Origin of the sequence: Sphingomonas phyllosphaerae 5.2, assembly GCF_000419605.1 — a bacterium.
Lineage (GTDB): Bacteria > Pseudomonadota > Alphaproteobacteria > Sphingomonadales > Sphingomonadaceae > Sphingomonas > Sphingomonas phyllosphaerae_B.
In genome coordinates this window covers 1,615,589-1,629,414 of the sequence record NZ_ATTI01000001.1, presented here as the reverse complement: position 1 = coordinate 1,629,414, position 13,826 = coordinate 1,615,589, and the positions used below count along the sequence as shown (strand labels likewise).

The 13,826-nt window shown below is 67.8% G+C and carries 16 protein-coding genes, 1 tRNA gene and 1 pseudogene; 5 read left to right on the top strand and 13 right to left on the bottom strand.

The window, feature by feature from the left end:
* Positions 1-19 precede the first annotated feature (19 nt).
* The 12 genes from SPHPHY_RS0107605 to SPHPHY_RS0107550 all read right to left on the bottom strand — a co-directional run bounded on the left by SPHPHY_RS0107605 (position 20) and on the right by SPHPHY_RS0107550 (position 8,862).
* Positions 20-832 carry an inositol monophosphatase family protein gene (locus SPHPHY_RS0107605; RefSeq protein WP_022686087.1) on the bottom strand — a complete coding sequence of 271 codons (813 nt, stop codon included), beginning with the start codon at positions 830-832 and terminating at the stop codon, positions 20-22.
* A 134-nt stretch (positions 833-966) separates the two neighbouring features.
* A complete protein-coding gene (gene efp / locus SPHPHY_RS0107600; protein ID WP_022686086.1) occupies positions 967-1,530 on the bottom strand; it encodes an elongation factor P in 564 nt (187 codons plus the stop codon).
* A gap of 66 nt (positions 1,531-1,596) precedes the next feature.
* Complete coding sequence (locus tag SPHPHY_RS0107595) at positions 1,597-2,181, bottom strand: M23 family metallopeptidase (RefSeq protein ID WP_022686085.1); 585 nt, start codon at positions 2,179-2,181, stop codon at positions 1,597-1,599.
* Between the two features lies 1 nt (position 2,182).
* Positions 2,183-3,172 carry a L,D-transpeptidase family protein gene (locus SPHPHY_RS0107590; RefSeq protein WP_022686084.1) on the bottom strand — a complete coding sequence of 330 codons (990 nt, stop codon included), beginning with the start codon at positions 3,170-3,172 and terminating at the stop codon, positions 2,183-2,185.
* 60 nt (positions 3,173-3,232) lie between these two features.
* Entirely contained in the window at positions 3,233-3,913 is a 681-nt protein-coding gene (thiE, locus tag SPHPHY_RS0107585; protein ID WP_022686083.1) for a thiamine phosphate synthase, read from the bottom strand.
* A gap of 84 nt (positions 3,914-3,997) precedes the next feature.
* On the bottom strand, positions 3,998-4,906 hold the full coding sequence (locus tag SPHPHY_RS0107580; protein ID WP_022686082.1) for a class I fructose-bisphosphate aldolase: 909 nt from the start codon (positions 4,904-4,906) through the stop codon (positions 3,998-4,000).
* A 22-nt stretch (positions 4,907-4,928) separates the two neighbouring features.
* Positions 4,929-5,294 (bottom strand): type II toxin-antitoxin system PemK/MazF family toxin, encoded by a 366-nt coding sequence (locus SPHPHY_RS0107575; protein WP_022686081.1) that lies wholly within the window; start codon positions 5,292-5,294, stop codon positions 4,929-4,931.
* On the bottom strand, positions 5,285-5,521 hold the full coding sequence (locus tag SPHPHY_RS0107570; protein ID WP_022686080.1) for a ribbon-helix-helix protein, CopG family: 237 nt from the start codon (positions 5,519-5,521) through the stop codon (positions 5,285-5,287). The genes SPHPHY_RS0107575 and SPHPHY_RS0107570 overlap by 10 nt, the downstream gene beginning before the upstream one ends.
* A gap of 68 nt (positions 5,522-5,589) precedes the next feature.
* The gene (locus tag SPHPHY_RS0107565) at positions 5,590-5,991 is read right to left on the bottom strand and encodes a hypothetical protein (RefSeq protein ID WP_022686079.1); all 402 of its coding nucleotides are present in this window, start codon (positions 5,989-5,991) and stop codon (positions 5,590-5,592) included.
* Positions 5,988-7,919 (bottom strand): 1-deoxy-D-xylulose-5-phosphate synthase, encoded by a 1,932-nt coding sequence (gene dxs / locus SPHPHY_RS0107560; protein ID WP_022686078.1) that lies wholly within the window; start codon positions 7,917-7,919, stop codon positions 5,988-5,990. The genes SPHPHY_RS0107565 and dxs overlap by 4 nt, the downstream gene beginning before the upstream one ends.
* A gap of 35 nt (positions 7,920-7,954) precedes the next feature.
* Positions 7,955-8,437 (bottom strand): Fur family transcriptional regulator, encoded by a 483-nt coding sequence (locus SPHPHY_RS0107555; protein WP_022686077.1) that lies wholly within the window; start codon positions 8,435-8,437, stop codon positions 7,955-7,957.
* 38 nt (positions 8,438-8,475) lie between these two features.
* Positions 8,476-8,862 (bottom strand): MerC domain-containing protein, encoded by a 387-nt coding sequence (locus SPHPHY_RS0107550; protein ID WP_022686076.1) that lies wholly within the window; start codon positions 8,860-8,862, stop codon positions 8,476-8,478.
* Positions 8,863-8,968: 106 nt separating this feature from the next.
* Here SPHPHY_RS0107550 and recJ point away from each other — a divergent pair, with 106 nt between their 5' ends.
* The 4 genes and pseudogenes from recJ (at position 8,969) to SPHPHY_RS21945 (ending at position 11,679) form a co-directional block, all read left to right on the top strand.
* Positions 8,969-10,714, top strand: coding sequence for a single-stranded-DNA-specific exonuclease RecJ (gene recJ, locus SPHPHY_RS0107545; RefSeq protein WP_022686075.1), 1,746 nt, complete (start codon positions 8,969-8,971; stop codon positions 10,712-10,714).
* A 59-nt stretch (positions 10,715-10,773) separates the two neighbouring features.
* A tRNA-Glu gene (locus tag SPHPHY_RS0107540) sits at positions 10,774-10,848 on the top strand.
* 87 nt (positions 10,849-10,935) lie between these two features.
* Positions 10,936-11,064, top strand: a pseudogene (locus SPHPHY_RS22785) (DUF6538 domain-containing protein); the annotation flags it as partial.
* Positions 11,065-11,163: 99 nt separating this feature from the next.
* Entirely contained in the window at positions 11,164-11,679 is a 516-nt protein-coding gene (locus SPHPHY_RS21945; protein ID WP_156025062.1) for a hypothetical protein, read from the top strand.
* Here SPHPHY_RS21945 and SPHPHY_RS0107525 read toward each other — a convergent pair.
* Entirely contained in the window at positions 11,672-13,045 is a 1,374-nt protein-coding gene (locus tag SPHPHY_RS0107525) for a MobA/MobL family protein (protein ID WP_022686072.1), read from the bottom strand. The two genes, SPHPHY_RS21945 and SPHPHY_RS0107525, sit on opposite strands and share 8 nt — an antisense overlap.
* Before the next feature lie 18 nt (positions 13,046-13,063).
* On the opposite strand from SPHPHY_RS0107525, the gene SPHPHY_RS22255 reads away from it, so the two are divergent.
* Positions 13,064-13,516 (top strand): hypothetical protein, encoded by a 453-nt coding sequence (locus SPHPHY_RS22255; protein WP_196802144.1) that lies wholly within the window; start codon positions 13,064-13,066, stop codon positions 13,514-13,516.
* Positions 13,517-13,826 lie beyond the last annotated feature (310 nt).

Sequence of the window (13,826 nt, the reverse complement as noted above, 5' to 3'; positions counted from 1 at the left end):
CCCGCGATGACGATGCGGGTCAGCGCAGCGCCTGCGCAACCATCTTGTGCAGCTTGTTATGCAGGCCGTCGTTCGCCGCGAGGAACTCGTTGCGCTCGATCGGGCGGTCGCCGCCACGGAAATCGGTGACGTAGCCGCCGGCTTCCTTGACCAGCAGCATCCCCGCCGCGACATCCCACAGCTTCAGGTCGCTTTCCCAGTAGCCGTCGAAGCGGCCCGCCGCGACCCACGCGAGATCGAGCGCCGCCGCGCCGAGCCGACGGATGCCCGCGACCTGCGGCGCGACCGCGCCGAAGATGCGCGTCCATTGCACGAAGTCGCCATGGCCCATGAACGGGATGCCGGTCGCGATCAGTGCCTCCGACGGATCGCGACGCGACGACACACGCAAGCGCTGATCCTGCAACCACGCGCCGCGGCCCCGCTCGGCCCAGAAGCTCTCGTCGGTGAGCGGCTGGTAGACGAGCGCGGTCGTGATCTCGCGCTTGCCGTTCGGCATCGGCTCCTCGACCGCGATCGAAATGCAGAAGTGCGGCATGCCGTGGAGGAAGTTCGAGGTGCCGTCGAGCGGATCGATGATGAAGCGCGGCTTGTTCGGATCGCCCTCGATCGTGCCGCCTTCCTCCATCACGAAGCCCCAGTCGGGCCGCGCCTTCGACAGTTCGTCGTAGAGCGTGCGCTCGCAGCGCTGGTCGGCCTGGCTGACGAAATCGGCCGGCCCCTTGCGGCTGACCTGCAGGTGCTGGACCTCGTTGAAGTCGCGACGCAGCCGCGGCGCAGCCTTGCGGGCGGCGCGTTCGATGACCGTGAAGAGGCCGGAATGGGATGGCATTTTTGGGTCTCCCCCTCTTCCCGCCGGGTCGAGGGATTTTGATGCTCAACCGCCGCGGGCAAAACCCGCGTCGTCGGACGCGCCATACGCGCCGGCCGGGCGGCCGACCGCGCGAATAGCGGACGCTGTTCGTGTCAGTCGGCGCGACGGACGTAGGTCTGCTCGTACACGTCGACGACGATCCGCACGCCACTGGCGATATGCGGCGGCACCATCACGCGGACGCCATTGTCGAGGATCGCCGGCTTGTAGCTCGACGAGGCGGTCTGTCCCTTCACCACTGCATCGGCCTCGACGATCGTCGCCTCGATCGTGTCGGGGAGCTGCACGCTGATCGGCTCCTCGTCATGAAGCTCCATGACGACGTCCATGCCATCCTGCAGGAAGGCGGCGGCGTCGCCGAGCAGGTCGCGCGGCAGCGTCACCTGATCGTAGGTTTCCTTGTCCATGAAGACCAGCCCGTCGCCCTCCGCAAACAGGAACTGGAAATCCTTGGTGTCGAGGCGGACGCGCTCGACAGTTTCGGCGGAGCGGAAGCGGACGTTGTTCTTGCGGCCGTCGCGCAGGTTCTTGAGCTCGACCTGCATGTACGCGCCGCCCTTCCCGGGCTGCGTGTGCTGGATCTTGACCGCGCGCCAGATGCCGCCTTCGTACTCGATGATGTTGCCGGGACGGATGTCCACGCCGCTGATCTTCATGGGGCTTCGCCTGATTAAAAAGAGCCGCGGCGCCGGCGGTGATCCGCGGGCGCCGATGGCGGCGGCTTAGCGATTGCCGCGCGTTTGGGCAAGAAGCGGATAGGGATCGACCGCCTGCCCGCCCGACCAGCCCTCACCCGGCGCCATGCGCAGCACCGAAAAATGGAGGTGCGGCGCCGACGCATCGGCATTGCCGGTCGCGCCGACGGTGGCCAGCATCTCCCCGCGCCGCACCGCCTGTCCCTCTATCAGACCAGGGCGATAATCGGCCAGATGCGCGTAATAATAGACGGTGCCGCCGTCCGATGCGCGCAGATAGACGGTGCGTCCGCCGTCGACGCTGTCGAACAGCTTCTCGACGCGGCCATCCGCCACCGCGATCACCGGCGTGCCTTGCGGCGCCATGATATCGATCGCATCATGATGGCGCGCGCCACCGGCCCGCGCCTGCCCCCATGTGTCGACCAGCGCGTCGCGCGCCACACCGGCGACCGGCACCGGAAGGCGTCCGCCGCGTGGGTCCGGCTGCGCCGTCGGTGCGACGGCTTGCGGCGGCGTCACGACCGGCGACGAGCCGATCGACACGACCGATGCGAATCCGGCCCCGAGCAGCAGGATCACCGCCAGGATCGACCAGCCGAGCCGCGTCATGTCAGGCCTGGAACAGCACCGGGGTTCCGCCCTTCACCATCAACGCCACCCGCGCTGCGTCCCAGTTGGTCAGCCGCACGCACCCGTTCGATTGCGCACGGCCGATCTGCTGTGGCTCGCTGGTCCCGTGGATGCCGTAATGCTCCTTGCTGAGGTCGATCCAGACCACGCCGACCGGGTTGTTCGGTCCCGGCGGGACGATCTGCGCCTGCTTGTCGTCGCTGACCCCTTTCAGGATCTTGGGGTTCATCTTCCAGTCCGGATTGGGCGAGACGTGCAGCACCTTCCAGTTACCCAGCGGCAGCGGGTCACGCGACGACCCGATCGTGGCGGTATATTGCGCCACCACCCGGCCGTTGCCGTCCAACACGCGCAGGATGCCATCCGATTTGTCGACGACGATCCGGGCAGCCTTCGGCACCGCCGCCTCGACGTTGAGCGAGGAGAGCGTCGCGCGCCACGCCGGCGTCGCATCGGCGGGATAGGCCCTCGACGTCGGGAAGGTATTGGGGACGTTGATCTTCGAACCGACGCCGATCGTCGTCACGCCGGGGTTCAGTTCAGCCAGTACCGCAGGCGTCGTGTGGAAGCGCTCGGCGAGCTTTTCGAGCGGGCGACTGTACGCCATCGACGGCAGCTTGGCCTGCTCGGCATAATCCTTGGGCATGTGCGCGACATACGGCCCGCTCATCGCCGCGGCGTCGAGCGTCACTGCCATCGTCGCGCGGACGTTGCCATAGCGACGCAGCGCGTCGATCGTGGCGGCATCGGGCGTCCCGGTGACGCGTAGCCCGCGACTTTCCTGAAAGCCCTTGAGCGCGTTGGTGAGCGACTGGCCGGTGCGCCCGTCGATGATGCCGGGGCCGAAGCCAAGCTTGTCGAGCACGACCTGCATCCGCATCACGGCCGGGTCGAGCGTCGGGCGCGCAGGGGCCTGCGCCAGCGCGGGGGCCGTTGCGGCGATCAGGATGGCGGCAGCGATACGCTTCACAGGACGGCACCTCTCGTATTTTCGGTACCGTAACAACGCCGTTGGCGCCGCGTGGGTCCGTCAGCCCTTCAGCACCGCATCGAAGGCGCGGATCGCCGCGGCCTCGTCGCCGCCCCACACCGCATGGCTCGCGGCGATGAAGTCCGCGCCGGCGGCGATCAGCGGCGCGGCATTGTCGGGTGTGATGCCGCCAATCGCGACCGACGGCAGTTCGAACAGCGCATGCCACCACGACAGGATCACCGGATCGGGGTGATGCTCCACCTGCTTGGTGGTGGTGGGGTAGAAACTGCCGAACGCTACATAGTCCGCCCCCGCTTCGCCGGCCTCCATCGCCAGGTGGCGGCTGTCGTGGCAGGTGACGCCGATCTGAGCGGTCGGGCCGAGCGCGGCGCGCGCCTCGCGCGGGTCGCCGTCCTCCTGCCCCAGATGCACGCCATCCGCGCCGAGCCGCTTGGCCAAGCTGGTGGAATCGTTGACGATGAACGCCACCTCGCGATCGGCACAGATGCGCTGCAGCGGCTCGGCGAGCCGCGCGGCGGTATGCTGATCGACGTCCTTCACGCGGAACTGGAACGCGGCGACCGCACCGGCATCCAGCGCGCGCGCGAGCCGGTCGGGGAAGGTGCCGGTCACGTCGAGCGGCGACACCAGATACAGCTGGCAGGGCGGGCGGCGGTCGTCACGCCTGAAATTGGCACCGAAATCGGGGTCGAGCGGGCCGAGCGGGTCTTCAGTCATCCGGCCCGCGTAGCCGGTTCGGCGCGTGCGCGAAAGTTCTGTTCACGCGCAGCGGTGGGCGGCCGTCGAAGCCGCCCGCCACCCTCATTCCTGACCCTTGTAGATCGACACCAGCTTGTCGAGCATCGCCAGCGCCTCGCCGCGCTCGCGCTGGAAGGTGTTGCGACCGATGATCGAGCCGTTGCCGCCACCCGCGAGGATGTCGCGTGCGTCCTGGTAGACCGCATCGACGCCCTTCGATGCGCCGCCCGAGAAGACGACGATGCGGCGACCGGCGAAGCTCGACTGCACGACATGGCGGACGCGATCGGCCTGGTTCGACCAGTCGCTGCCCTCGTAGCTCTTCTTGGCTTCTGCCTGCTCGATATGCGCGCTGGGCAGCTTCACCTTGATGATGTGTGCGCCGAGCAGCGCCGCCATGTGCGCGGCATAGGCGCCGACGTCGAGCGCCAGTTCGCCATCCTTGCTGAGCTTGCCGCCGCGCGGGTAGCTCCAGATGACGGTGGCGAGGCCGGCCGCGGCGGCTTCCTCGCGCAGCTCGCGGATCTGCTCCATCGCCAGGAAGATGTCGTCCGCGCCGGGATAGATCGTGAAGCCGATCGCCGCGCAGCCCAGGCGCAGCGCGTCCTCGACGCTGCCGGTCTGCGCCTGCGCGATCTCCGTCGCCCAGCTGTTCGAGCTGTTGAGCTTCAGGATCGTCGGGATCTGCCCGGCGAACGTGTCGGCCCCCGCCTCCAGCATCCCGAGCGGCGCGGCGAATGCCGACAGGCCGGCATCGACCGCGAGCTGATAATGGTAGTGCGGGTCGTAGGCCGGCGGGTTGATCGCGAAGCTGCGCGCCGGGCCATGCTCGAAGCCCTGATCGACCGGCAGGATGATCAGCTTGCCGGTGCCGCCCAGCTTCCCCTGCATCAGGATACGCGCGAGATTGGCCTTCACCGCCGGGCTGGTGGCTTCGTACTTTTCCAGAATCGATGTGACGATCGGCGTCATGATATCTTCCTGTCCTGTGATTCTACAAAGCGAGCCAGCGACGGAGCGCCTGATCGACCTGCTCCATGCGGGTGGCGGAGGCATGGCCTACGAGCTTGACGATGCGATGACGCCGCACGCTGGTGATGCGGTCGACCTGCACTTCGCACTCGACGGTGAGCCCGGTATGCTCCTGTGGCGAGATGGCGACCCGGAACAGCACTTCGCCGCCGACCACCGGGGTCAGCGGGCAGAGCGTGACGGTCGCGTGGCTGTCGTTGAACAGGTCGGCCTGCACCACGACGCAGGGGCGCGGTCCGCCGCTCGCCTCATCGGGCGCGGCGACCAACACGATCGCGCCGTGGCGGATCTCGACCGTATCGATGGCCGATGGTTCGCTCAGCGCCATGCGGAATCCTCCTGCTCGGCGCGTTCCCAGAAGGCGTAATCCTGATGCGTGTCGCGGCGTGAGGCGCGTTGCGACTGGCGCCGCGCCTCGCGGCGAAACGCCTCGTCGTGCAGCTCGACATAACGACGCACCGCCTCGCGCGCGATGTCGCTCTTGCTGCGACCTTGCGTGCGCGCGACATTGGCGAGCCGTTCTTCCAGTTCCGTATCGAGCCTGACGCCGAGCACCTGCCCCTCCGTTTAACACGTTCAACGTAGGCGGTGTATCGACCGAAGGCAAGCACGCTTTCGTAAGATTATTGTCGGGTCGGTCGATCGGCAACATCGTCAAGATAGCGCACCAATGCCGCGACATCGGGCAGGTCGGGCAAAGCCGGGCCGGGTGGCGGCAATTCCAGACGCGCTGCGCCATCGGCGACCAGATCGTCGATCTCGCTGCGGTCCATCTTCAAGAAGCGCTTGAACGTGTCCTCGGGGTGCGGGACGACGCCCTCCCCATACCATTGCGCGAGCGCGGCGCGCACCGCGGGCGCGACACGCGGATCGGCGTCGGCGAACACCGCGTCGAAGTCGGCCGCGGTCCATGCTGCGCGCTCCGCAACAGCGCCGCGGACCCGGCGCACCATGGTCCAGTTCACCCACAACATGCCGACGACGTACAACGCCGTCAGCGCGGCGACCTTTTGCCAGCCGGTCACGCGCGCGCGATGACGCCCGCTTCGTTGTAGCGCAGCGCCTTCAGGACGGTGTCGACGATCGCATCGGCATCGAGCCGCGCATCGGCATATTGCACCTCCGGCTTGTCCTGATCCTGGAACACGTCCGGCAGCCGCATCGTGCGGATGCGCAGCCCGGCGTCCGTCAGCCCTTCGTCCGAAGCCATCGTCAACACATGCGCGCCGAGCCCGCCGATCGCATTCTCCTCGATCGTGATCGCGACCTCGTGCGTGGTGAGCAGGCGGCGGATCAGCGCCTCGTCCAGCGGCTTGGCGAAGCGCAGGTCAGCGACGGTGGTGCTCAGACCCTTGGCATCCAGCGTATCGGCAGCGCGCAGCGCCTCGGCAAGGCGCGTGCCGAGCGACAAGATCGCCACCTTCTTGCCGTCGCGCACGATGCGGCCCTTGCCGATCTCCAGCGCCTTCGCGACAGCGGGCAGCGCGACGCCCGTGCCGTTGCCGCGCGGATAGCGAACCGCGATCGGCCCGCTGTCATGCTCGATACAGGTCTGCACCATGTGGACCAGCTCGGCCTCGTCCGCCGCGGCCATCACGACGAAATTGGGGAGCGTCGCCAGATAGGTGACGTCGAAGCTACCGGCATGGGTCGCGCCGTCGGCACCGACCAGCCCGGCGCGATCGATCGCGAACCGCACCGGCAGATTCTGAATCGCCACGTCGTGGACGACCTGATCGTAAGCGCGTTGCAGGAAGGTGGAATAGATCGCGCAGAACGGCCGCATCCCCTGCGCCGCCAGACCAGCTGCGAAGGTGACCGCATGCTGCTCGGCGATGCCGACGTCGAAGAAGCGATCGGGATGCGCGGCGGCGAACCTGTCCAGCCCGGTGCCCGACGGCATCGCCGCGGTGATCGCGCAAATGCGGTCGTCAGTGTCCGCGGCACTGGCCAGCGCCTCGCCGAAGACGTTCTGGTAGGCGGGCGGCCCCGGCGGCGCCTTCGCCTGCGTGCCGGTGATGACGTCGAACTTCTGCACGCCGTGATATTTGTCGGCAGCCTTCTCGGCGGGGGCGTAGCCCTTCCCCTTCTTGGTCACGACATGGACCAGGATCGGGCCTTCCTCGGCGTCGCGGACGTTCTCCAGCACGGGGATCAGATGATCGAGGTTGTGACCATCGATCGGGCCGACGTAGTAGAAGCCCAGCTCCTCGAACAACGTGCCGCCCATCGTCATCCCGCGGGCATATTCGTCGGTCTTGCGCGCTGCGGACTGGAACGGGCGCGGCAGGCGCTTGGCGATGCGCTTCATCACGTCGCGCACGCCCAGGAACTCGCGGCTCGACACCATGCGCGACAGATAGGCGGACAACCCGCCGACCGGCGGGGCGATCGACATGTCGTTGTCGTTCAGGATCACGACCAGCCGGTTGCCCGCCGCCTCGGCGTTGTTCATCGCCTCATACGCCATGCCCGCCGACATCGCGCCGTCGCCGATCACCGCAATACCCTTGCCGGGCTTGCCCGCGAGCTTGCTGGCGGTCGCGAAGCCGAGCGCGGCGCTGATCGAGGTCGAGCTGTGCGCGGCGCCGAACGGATCGTACTCGCTCTCGCTACGCTTGGTGAAGCCGGACAGGCCCCCGCCCTGCCGCAAGGTGCGGATGCGGTCGCGCCGACCGGTCAGGATCTTGTGCGGGTAGCATTGGTGGCCGACGTCCCAGATCAGGCGATCGCGCGGCGTGTCGAAGACGTAGTGGATCGCGACGGTCAGCTCGACCACGCCCAGCCCCGAGCCGAGGTGGCCGCCGGTCACGCCGACCGCTGAAATCGTCTCCTGCCGCAGCTCGTCGGCAAGCTGTCGTAACTGCTCCGCCTTGAGGCGGCGGAGGTCGGCGGGCGTAGCGACTGTGTCGAGCAACGGCGTAGTCGGGGGTGTGTTCGGGGCTTCGGCCATCCAGCCGGAATAGCTGAGCAGGATCAGTGTGTCGATTACCCGCTTTGCGTCTGTCCCGCTGCTGCGCAGGCGGCGCAGCGTCCACGCACCTCGACCACGGGGCGCTCAACGACGAAGCCTGCGGCACCCGCCGCCGCGCGCAGGCCGCCGGTCAGCGAATCGTCATCGAAATGGGTGGTGTTCCCGCAACCGTCGCACACGAGGAAGATGCAGTCGTGCCGGCATCCGGGATGGGCATTGGCGACATAGGCGTTCGCACTTTCGACCCGCAGCGCCAGGTTCGCGGCAACGAACAGGTCGAGGATGCGATAGATGCTGTTGGCCGCGATTCGCCGCCCTTCGCTGCGCGAGACAGCTTCGGCGATGTCGTAGGCGGAGGCGGGCTTCGCAAACTCGGATAGCACGGCGAATACGCTGGCGCGCATCGTCGTCCATTGTTCGCCGGATCGCTCCAGCGTCGCCTGCGCAGCGGCGAGCAGGTCGTCGCCGTGCGGCTCATGATGTCGATGTCGCGCCATTCGGGGGATTTAGGCAGCCGTGACGCGCACGGCAAGTTTCACGGATGACGATGCCGGTTGAGCGCATGTCCGGCGGCCAGCACCGCCACCCCGAGGATGGTGAGCGCCGCTTCCACGAAGTGCCCGCCCGCGTGCGAAACGAACAGCGCCGCCGCCATCAACAGCAGTCCGGTCGCACCGAGCACGATCGGCAGCACGCGGCGATGCGCCACGATGCCGCGTCCGAAAGCGACGCAACCGAGCACGATCGCCACCAACAGTCCGCCTTCATGAACCAGCGGGCTGCCCAGCATGCCGCCCGCAGTCGACAGCGCCGCGACCAGCACCGTCGTCGCCAGGCAATGCACCACGCATGCCGCGGACAACCACATCGCCCAGCGATCCAGCCGACTGGTCTTCCGGTCATCAAGGAGGTCGCGCGTCATCACGTCGCTGCAAATAAGGCAGTTGCCCCCATGTTACAACGTCTCATTTCGCACCGGCGACCCTTGCCACGTGACGGGCGGCACCGCGTCGACTAGGAGGCACGGGATGCGCCATGTCCTCGATGTCGAGCGCTCGATCCTCGGCCAGCCCTGGCGCTGGCGTGCGCTGGCCGCCGACCAGCGCGAGGGGTTCGTGCCGGACGATCTGCTCACCCAGTTGCTGCTCGCACGCGGCGCCTCGCGCGAGACGCTCGACGCGCACAAGCTGCCGTCGATCCGCGCCTTCATGCCCGACCCGTCGATCTTCCGTGACATGGACACAGCCGCCGCGCGGCTGGCGGACGCGGTCGAGCGCGCCGAGTCGATCGCGATCTTCGGCGACTATGACGTCGACGGCGCGACCTCGTCGGCACTGCTGGTGCTGCTGCTGCGCGCGCTGGGGCATGACGCGCGCGTCTATATCCCCGACCGGATGGCTGAAGGCTATGGTCCCAACGCGCCGGCCATGGAGCGGCTTGCGGCCGAAGGCGCGACGCTGATCGTCACCGTCGATTGCGGGGCGCAGGCGTTCGAGGCGCTGGCGGCGGCGCGCTGCGACGTGATCGTCGCCGACCATCATCAATGCGCGACGCAATTGCCGCACGCCGTCGCCGTGGTGAACCCCAACCGATGCGACGAGACCGAGGGCGCGGCGCACGGGCATCTCGCCGCGGTCGGCGTTTGCTTCCTGCTGGGCGCCGCACTGGTGCGCGAGTTGCGCGGGCGCGGCTATTTCACGACGCGCACCGAACCGCGACTGCTCGATCTGCTCGATCTCGTTGCGTTGGGCACGGTCGCCGATGTCGCGCAGTTGCGCGGGCTCAACCGCGCGTTCGTCGCGCAGGGCCTGAAGGTGATGGCGCAGCGCCGGAACGTCGGGCTGACCGCGCTGGCCGAAGCGGCGCGGCTGACCCGCGCCCCGACCGCCAGCGACCTCGGCTTCGCGCTCGGGCCGCGCATCAACGCCGGCGGGCGCGTCGGACGCGCCGACCTCGGCGTGCGGCTCCTGACCACCGAGGATCCCGGGGAGGCGCGCGCGATCGCCACCGAGCTCGACCGGCTGAACGAGGAACGTCGCGCGATCGAGGCGATGGTGCAGGAGGGCGCCGAGGCGCTGCTCTGCCACGATCGCGCGGTGTGCGTGGTGGCGGGCGCCGGCTGGCACCCCGGCGTGATCGGGATCGTCGCGGGACGGCTGAAGGAAAAGCTCGGACGACCCGCGATCGTCGTCGCGCTGGGCGAGGACGGCTTCGGCAAGGGTTCGGGGCGGTCGATCACCGGGGTCGATCTGGGGGCGGCGGTGCTGGCGGCCCGCGAACAGGGCCTGCTGGTCGCCGGCGGCGGGCACGCGATGGCCGCAGGGCTGACGATCGCGGCGGATCGCGTGGCGGCGTTCGCCGACTGGCTCGACGCGCGACTGGCCGCGCCGGTCGCGGCGGCGATGGCGGCGCGTGCCTTGCTGTTCGATTCGGTCGTGGCGCCGGGCGGCGTTACGCCGTCGCTGGTCGACGCGCTGGAGGCTGGCGGGCCGTACGGCACCGGCTGGCCGGCACCGCGCGTCGCGGTCGGGCCGGTCCGCGCGGTCAAGGTCGACATCGTCGGCAACGGCCACGTGCGCGCGATCGTGGCGGGCGACGACGGTCGGAGCCTGAAGGCGATGGCGTTCCGCGCAGCCGACACCGCGCTCGGCCAGGCATTGCTGGCGGCGGGTCCGTCACGGCGCCTGTGGCTGGCGGGACGTGCCAAGCGTGACGACTGGAGCGGGCGCGACGTGGCGGAGTTGCACCTGGACGATGCCGCCTGGGCAAATTGATCGCGCCAGACGCTTGACCCCGCGCATCGATCCGCCTAGTCGGCTCGGCACCGCAGCACGGCCCCTTCGTCTAGCGGTTAGGACGCGGCCCTTTCACGGCTGAAGCACGGGTTCGATTCCCGTAGGGGTCACCAGCATCTGCCCAAGTGGCGGAGAAGCGCGGTTTCCAGAGGCTTTCACGGACGCTTCACCCATCCTTGTGTACAAAGTGATCCGTATGGCTGCTCCGTTCAAAGATCCTCACCGGCATTTTCCACTTCCGCCGGGTCATTCCGCTCGCACTCCGCCCGTTCTTCGACGGTGGCGCGAGCGAATATAAGCGCACTCTCGACACCCGCGATCCTGAGGAAGCCCGCCAGCGCTATCATCCGCATGCCATCGTCTATGAGCAGAAGCTTACGCCCGCGCGTCGCAGCCTTGCCAGCGAGCAGCTCCGCTCGGCTCGGACCATGGTCGACGCCTATCTCGACGGCGTCAGCGAACAACAACTGCAGGGCATGGCTCAGAAGCTGGCGTCGCTCGAACTGGACGCATTTCGGCATGTCCATGGCCTGACGGACCATGACCCCGGTGCCCGCTATGACTTCGGCAATCCGCCGGAACGGACCGACCTGCAGAACTTCGGCGACCGCAAAGCCATGCTCGAGGCGATCCCGGACTTCAGCCCCTGCCCTGGCTCGAAACGCTGCAGCGGATTTCCGCCCTTCCGTCGTTGCAGCCCGTCGACTGGGCCATCCTCGCGATCGCCCACAAAAGCGGTATTGCTCACGCTCGTTCCCGTCCTCACCGCGCGGAACGGCGGGATTGGCATGGTCGGTGTTCCTGCCCTTGGGTTTTACCTCCTGCACGCCGCCGATCGCGTAATCCCGGTGGCTTGGCCTGCAATACCGCGCTTTGCTGACGGTACGTCCGAGACCTCGCCCGACGGCGACATGGTCGCGGCCCTCGGCGCGCCGCTCACTTGACCGGCTGATGCTTCTCGCACCGGGAGATGAGCCGCTGGTCCTCCCCAAACGTCACTGCCCCGAACGCCTTGCAGAACGCCTTCGGTTGAGGAAGGTCTTGATTTCCAGCAGTCCGGACTGATCCATCATGGTTTTCCTTGTTGCTGCGTTGATCATGAAGGGGGCGCTCGCGATCGGACGGCATCGCTTGGGTTGAAGAAAAGGACGGGTCGCGGCTCTCCGGCGTCGGATCAGCGGTTTGCGAGCGGGTGTTGCTCTCCGCAACCGCCCCGGTTGCATGCTTTCGAGCAGTCATCGCTCTCCTGGCGAGGCTTGCGGTGGTCTCGCGCGCGGCATCGTCGGCCCTTTGCCGTTCCGCCACCGTGATTTCATGACCGGGGCGAAGAGCGGCTTCCTCTTCGACCGTGCTGGTAGGAACGGGCGCGATGTCGACGCTTGCCGCCTCATCCTCGATCGCTGCCAGGCGGTTGCGACCCAGATCGAGATCGGCTTGAACCCGCCTGCTGGTCCCGCTCGCGTCCATCGCGGCGGCCTTCAGCCGATGGATCACGACGTTTCGACGATCCTCGAGCGCCGCACCAGCCAGCGGCATCGGCATCTGACTCGCCACCAGGCGAACACGACTGCGCACCGCCCGATGCGCTTCGACCAACTGGTCATCCGCGGTAGCGGTGGTGCGATCCACGACGTCACAGGCGTGTTCGAGCGCCGCCCTGACCCCGCCGGCACGTAATTCGGCGGGCTGGATGCGCTCGGCTTCATCCTGGGCAAGGCCGATGGCTGCCTGCGCCAGGCGCCGGATCATCCTCTGCCGTGCCGCCCTCAACCGGTCGGCGGCATCGAGCAGCGTTCGCCGTATCCACCGGGCATGTTCGCGCAGGGCCGCCAGCTGCGCCTCGCGAGCCTCTAGCGCCGCCAGCCGCCGCGCGATCGCGGTATCCACCTGACCGACCTTGCCGCGTGCGGGTGGCGCCATGCCGCGCTCGCGGTTGGAGAGCGGCGTGTAGCGCTTGGCGATCCCGGCGTCGCGCAGCGTCTCATTGATCGCGACCACGACGCCACAGCGACGCTGCATGATCCCGGCGAACGTGTTGATCTCTGTGTGCTTGGCGGTGGCGAAGTCCCATTCATAGGCTGCCAGCCGCCGACACGCGCGCATCGAGTAGATCAGGTGCAGGTGATAATTGCGCTGATAGCCCGCCACATCGGGCAGGTGGATGCTGGCCGTATAGGCAAGCCCCCGTTTTTGCAGGCCGCGGCAAAGGCGCCTGGCTGCCTGCCGCCGCTGTTCGGCGCTCAGTTCGGCGGGCAACGCGATGACCTCGACGATGTAGACGTTGGCATTGGCACGGTCGCGCTTCTCCAACGCTTCCGACGCGCGGTAATGCGCGACCAGCTCGTTGCGGTCGGCGGCGATGTTCGACCACCAGCCGCGTTCCCCGTCCTCCAGCGCTTCCTCTCGGACCGAATACAGCGCTGCACCGCCATAATGCAGCGGATCGCGGCGCAGCTTCGCGCCGATCCCTTCCTAATCCGCATGGCAACGCCGCGGACCGGCAATGTCGACGCCAAGGCTTATGCCACCGATTGGTACGGCTTACCGCGATTGGCGGCCATGAGCGTCGCCATCCGCCGCCTGATCCAGGCCGAGCATCAGTTACCAGCCATGATCGATGCGGTGATCGCCGGGAAGGCACCGCCCGCGATGACGATCCTGCGGTCGCTGCCCACCTATCGCCGCGCGAAGTTGGGCCGCTTGTCCGTCGCGCGACAGGTTGAACTCCTTGCCTTTTACGGCGGCGCCGTGCTGGCCGATGGCAACAACAATTCGTTATAACCCCTGGAAGGCCATCGAGGCGTCCCGGACCTTCCTGCGCAACCGACACAGGCGCCGTTCGGCCGATCATCATGGCTCCGCGGGTGACCCGCGGCGCGCCTTCTACCTTCTTGACGTCATTCTCGAACATCGGTTCGCAATTGGCTGATGCCCTTCGGCCATCTTCTGACTGTTTGAACGGGCCGGACGCCGTCATCCAGCCAACTGTTGCGTCTCGACCTCGACGCTCGCTCGTAGGTTCATCGTCATTGGCGCGGCATCATCAGGCCGCCGTTCAGGAGAAGGCCGAGGTCGAGGGAGCATCCCGTTG

Bases quoted from the DNA above. Each gene is read 5' to 3' on its own strand.
- SPHPHY_RS0107605 (WP_022686087.1), bottom strand. From the start codon at position 832: ATGCCATCCCATTCCGGCCTCTTCACGGTCATCGAACGCGCCGCCCGC.
- efp (WP_022686086.1), bottom strand. From the start codon at position 1,530: ATGAAGATCAGCGGCGTGGACATCCGTCCCGGCAACATCATCGAGTAC.
- SPHPHY_RS0107595 (WP_022686085.1), bottom strand. From the start codon at position 2,181: ATGACGCGGCTCGGCTGGTCGATCCTGGCGGTGATCCTGCTGCTCGGG.
- thiE (WP_022686083.1), bottom strand. From the start codon at position 3,913: ATGACTGAAGACCCGCTCGGCCCGCTCGACCCCGATTTCGGTGCCAAT.
- SPHPHY_RS0107580 (WP_022686082.1), bottom strand. From the start codon at position 4,906: ATGACGCCGATCGTCACATCGATTCTGGAAAAGTACGAAGCCACCAGC.
- SPHPHY_RS0107575 (WP_022686081.1), bottom strand. From the start codon at position 5,294: ATGGCGCTGAGCGAACCATCGGCCATCGATACGGTCGAGATCCGCCAC.
- dxs (WP_022686078.1), bottom strand. From the start codon at position 7,919: ATGGCCGAAGCCCCGAACACACCCCCGACTACGCCGTTGCTCGACACA.
- SPHPHY_RS0107555 (WP_022686077.1), bottom strand. From the start codon at position 8,437: ATGGCGCGACATCGACATCATGAGCCGCACGGCGACGACCTGCTCGCC.
- SPHPHY_RS0107550 (WP_022686076.1), bottom strand. From the start codon at position 8,862: ATGACGCGCGACCTCCTTGATGACCGGAAGACCAGTCGGCTGGATCGC.
- recJ (WP_022686075.1), top strand. From the start codon at position 8,969: ATGCGCCATGTCCTCGATGTCGAGCGCTCGATCCTCGGCCAGCCCTGG.
- SPHPHY_RS21945 (WP_156025062.1), top strand. From the start codon at position 11,164: ATGGTCGACGCCTATCTCGACGGCGTCAGCGAACAACAACTGCAGGGC.
- SPHPHY_RS22255 (WP_196802144.1), top strand. From the start codon at position 13,064: ATGCGCGACCAGCTCGTTGCGGTCGGCGGCGATGTTCGACCACCAGCC.